This is a genomic window from Prosthecobacter sp., from assembly GCF_044378005.1.
Taxonomy (GTDB): Bacteria; Verrucomicrobiota; Verrucomicrobiia; order Verrucomicrobiales; family Verrucomicrobiaceae; genus Prosthecobacter.
In genome coordinates this window covers 1-4,811 of sequence record NZ_JBILYB010000252.1, presented here as the reverse complement: position 1 = coordinate 4,811, position 4,811 = coordinate 1, and the positions used below count along the sequence as shown (strand labels likewise).

At 61.3% G+C, this 4,811-nt stretch carries 2 protein-coding genes; both read left to right on the top strand.

Going from position 1 to position 4,811, the window contains the following annotated elements; genetic code table 11:
* Positions 1 to 1,519 (top strand): MbnP family protein (locus tag AC6FTP_RS25505; RefSeq protein ID WP_497209721.1); only part of this gene is annotated, 1,519 nt, incomplete at its 5' end.
* A 175-nt stretch (positions 1,520 to 1,694) separates the two neighbouring features.
* The coding region (locus AC6FTP_RS25500; protein WP_497209720.1) for a putative Ig domain-containing protein at positions 1,695 to 4,811 on the top strand (3,117 nt) is incomplete at its 3' end.

Sequence of the window (4,811 nt, the reverse complement as noted above, 5' to 3'; positions counted from 1 at the left end):
GGAAAAGGGGCGATTGCGAACGGAGGCGGATGGGATTCCAGCGGAGAAATTCACAGCGATCCGGTTCGATGTCGGCGTGCCACCAGCGATCAACAAGGCTGATCCGGCGCAATGGGCACCCGGCCATGTACTTCATCCAGATGTGTGTGGACTGCACTGGGGTTGGCTGGGCGGATATATTTACATGGCGTTGGAAGGGCACACTGGGGCGGGCGAGCAGACGAGCGGTTTTTCCTACCATCTGGCCAATGATGCCAACGTGGCTCATGTCGAGCTGCCGGTGGACCTACAGGGTGGAGGCCCGTTGACAATCCGGCTGGAACTGGACGCCCAGAAGCTGCTGGCGGGTGTTCTTTCCAAAGACAGTTTGGCGACTCACAGCCGTGAAGGTGATCCGCTGGCGGCGCGGCTCCGGGCGCAGGTGGAGAAAGCCTTCCGCGTCAGGGCGGTGAACCATGATTTGTATCAGTCCGTCGAAGTCGCTGACAAAACCGCTTCGCTCCCGCCGGGTACGCATGCCTATCCTTTGGCGATCACCGAGCGCTTCCCGAAGCCTGCCCTGCCTGCTGACAATCCGCTCACCGTCGAGGCGGTGGCACTCGGTAAGAAGCTTTTTCACGATCCGCGTCTCTCGATCAACCGCAGCCAATCCTGTGCGAGCTGCCATCTGCAAAGCGCCGCGTTCAGTGATCCGCGTCGGGTGAGTCTCGGAGCCGAGGGGCAGATGGGAAAACGCAATGCCATGGCGCTGGTGAATCTGGCCTGGGGGCAGGGGTTCTTCTGGGATGGCCGGGCGAAGACGCTGCGTGAGCAGGTGCTGATGCCTGTGACTGACAGCCATGAGATGAATGAAACGCTGGAGCGTGTGGAGGCGAAGCTATCGGAGGATCAAGGACTGAAGGCCGCATTTAGGAAGGCATTTGGCAGCTCGGGGATCACGTCCGACCGCATCGCGAAAGCGCTGGAGCAATACCTCCTAACTCTTGTTTCTCAGGAGTCGCGGTTCGACAAAGCTGTGCGCAAGGTGGCGGAGCTGACCGAGGAGGAGAAGCGTGGCTTGCAGCTCTTCGTCACCGAGCATGACCCGAAGCGTGGGTTGTTCGGTGCGGATTGTTTCCACTGCCATGGCGGTACCCTGATGACCGACCATCAGTTTCACAACAACGGCCTCAGCCTCACGCCCGAGGATGTCGGGCGAATGCTGGTGACTGGAACTGAGTCGGACCGAGGCAAGTTCAAGACACCCACGCTGCGTAACATCGCCCTCACGGCACCCTACATGCACGATGGGCGGTTCAGCACGCTCGAAGAAGTGGTGGAGCACTACTCCAGCGGCGTGAAACGCAGCGCCACGCTCGATCCGAATCTCGCCAAGCACCCGGTCGAAGGCCTCCGCCTCAGCGCCGAGGACAAACGTGCTCTCGTCGCCTTTCTCAAAACCCTCACGGACGAAGCCTTCGTCCGGCCCCCCACTGCTGGCAGCACGCCCAATCTCAGCCAACTGAGCACTGAGCACTGAGCACTGAGCACTGAGCACTGAGCACTGAGCACTGAGCACTGAGCACTGAGCACTGAGCACTGAGCACTGAGCACTGAGCACTAAGCCTTCGTCCGGCCCCCCACTGCTGGCAGCACGCCCAATCTCAGCCAACTGAGAACTGAGCACTGAGCACTTCTCCCACAGATCTTTTTCCATGACCACCCGCCTACTGATTTTGACCTCCGTGTCAATGCTCGTCGCCCTGCAATCCTTTGCCGGGCCTGCTGATCACGGTTTGAGCGATACCCTTGCCGCAGAGGCACAGGCCTTTGCTCCGAAGTTCGTCGTGCTCACCGGCCCTGCGCCCACTGCCACAGAGCGCAGCCAGGTCGGCACCTGGGGGAGCGTCATCAACTGGACGCCGCACATTCCTGTGACGGCAGCCACCTTGCCGGATGGGCGGTTGCTCACCTTTGCCTCGAATCAGCGGACCAGCTTTCCGGTCGGCACAGAGTTCACCTATGCCGCCGTTTGGAATCCCACCACCGGGGTGTTCACGGAGATCAACAACACCCGTCACGACATGTTTTGCGGAGGCACCGCGATGCTACCAGACGGACGGGTCATGGTGAATGGCGGACGCAACACCACACGCCTGAGCAGCATCTTCGACTGGCGGACGAACCAGTGGGTGGCCGTGCCGAACATGAATGATGGCCGCTGGTACAATACTTCCGTCGCACTTACTGATGGCAGCATCTTCACTGTCACCGGTGACGGCGGTTGGAATACCGCCGAGCGCTGGACGGAAGCCGGAGGTTGGAGCCGTCTGACTGGCATCAACTGGGCCACGGTGGTCGCACAGCCGGGCTATGTCACGAACTGGCATCCGCTGGTCGTCTTCGCGCCGGACAACCGTCTTTTCCACGGCGGTCCGACCGATCAGATGAACTGGATCACCACTGCGGGCGCGGGATCGCTCACCTATTCCAATGTGAACGTCCCCGGCGCGCACTTCCCGAAGGAGGGATGCTTTGCCATGTTCAATGAAGGTCGCATCTTGGTGGCCGGAGGATCTGCCAGCACCACCCCGAATCCCAGCGATGCCTCCACCGGCACGAGCACGAACCTCGCCTTCACCATCGACATCCGCAGCGGCACGCCGGTGGTGGCCAACACAGCCTCGATGAAGTATGTCCGCCAGTTCGCCAACAGCGTCATTTTGCCGAATGGCGAGGTCATGGTGATCGGGGGGAATACCAGTGGGTTTAAATTCAACGACACCGGCTCCATCCTCTCCCCGGAAATCTGGAATCCCACCACCGGACAGTGGCGTGAAGTCACCGACATGAGTGTCCCGCGCAACTATCACTCGCTGGCCCTGCTGCTGACGGATGGACGCGTCTGGTCAGGTGGCGGCGGCCTGAGCGGAGGCAATGGCGACCATCGCGATGCACAGCTCTACACACCGCCGATGCTCTATGATGCTGCGGGCAATCTGGCCACCCGCCCGGCCATCACTACTGCACCTCCCACCATCGCTGCCGGGCAGGTTTTTCAGGTGCAGGGCAGCACTGGCATCACCCGTTTCACCTTCATCAAGATGTCCTCCCAGACGCACTCGATGAACACCGACCTGCGCTTTCTGGAGCTGCCCTTCACCAGTCCGAGCAGCGGAAATTACGATGTCACCGCGCACACCAATCCGAGCGTGATGACACCGGGCTACTGGATGCTCTTTGCCCACAATGCAGGGGGCGTCTATTCCGTGTCAAAAGTAGTGCAGGTCAGTCCGCCTCAGCCGCCCGTGTTTGCCAACCCAGGTCAGCAGATCACCAAGACCACATTCCCAGGCAGCCTGCAGATCACGGCGACTGGCACAGGCACGATGAGCTACACTGCCACGGGACTGCCTGCGGGCCTGGGCATCCATGCGGGCACCGGGCTCATCAGCGGCACCATCTCCGCCGCTCCTGGCAACTACTCAGTCACTGTCACCGTGGCCAGCAGCACCGGGCTGAGTGCCACGCAGAGCTTCGTCTGGACTGTGACGCCCGCCACACTCGGCACAGGCACTTTGGTGCGTGAGATCTGGATGAACATCATCGGGTTTACTGTGGGAGAACTCACCGGCAGTCCCGCGTATCCCGACTCACCGGACAGCATCAGCGAGATCACCAGCATCGAAACACCGACCGACTTTGCAGATGCCTACGGCCAGCGTTTGCGCGGCTGGATTCATGCGCCAGTGACAGGTCAGTATCGCTTTTGGATCGCCGGAGATGATGAAAGCCAGCTCCATCTGAGCACCAATGACAGCCCGGCCGGTGCCACCCTCATCGCCCAAGTTCCGTTAGGGCAGTGGGCCCCGCCTCGTGATTGGACGAAGTTTCCCACGCAGACCTCAGCACTGATCAATCTCGTGGCCGGGCAGCGCTACTACATCGAAGTGCTGCACAAGGACGCTGGTGGACCTGACAACCTCGCCGTCGGCTGGCAGATCCCTGGCAGCAGCGTCACCACGGTGGTCGATGGAGAGTATCTCTCCCCCTGGCCGGTCAATCGTGCGCCCACACTCACCAATCCTGGAGCTCTCGGCAGCGTGGTCGGTGTGGCGACTTCCATCCAGCTCATCGCTGCAGATGCCGACAATGATCCCCTCGTCTTCAATGCCAGCGGGCTGCCCACCGGCCTGACTTTAAATGCTCTCACCGGAGCTATCATCGGGACGCCGACCACGAATGGCGTCTTCAGCGTCACCGTGAGCGTGAGTGATGGCAAAGCGCCTGTCGTGAGTGTGAACTTCGCCTGGTCGGTCAATACCGAACTCGTGCTGAACACACCGCAGTCGGACGCCGCGCCCTCTGGCAGCGCCGTCACCTTTACCGCAAGCAGCAGCGGCGGGCAGAGTCCGCTCTATCGTTGGAACTTCGGTGATGGTGGTGCCACGACGGCCTATAGCTCCAGCACCACGGCCTCACACACTTTCGCCACACCTGGTCGCTATCTCATCACGCACCAGGCCACGGATAACACCGGCGCTGTCCGCACGGCTTCGTTTTATCAGGTCATCCACGCAGCGCTCACCGCACGGAAGCCCGCCGTTTCCTCCAGCATCGTGCTCGAAGACCGCGCTGCGGCCAATGATCGCGTCTGGGTGGTGAATCCAGACACGGACAGCGTCACCGTCTTCGATGCCGTGACACGCGCCAGACTGGCCGAAACCACCGTCGGCACAGCGCCCCGCAGCATCGCCATCGCGCCCGATGGCCGCGCGTGGGTGACGAATGTGGAGACCTCCACCATCAGCATTCTCAATGGCAGCACCTAT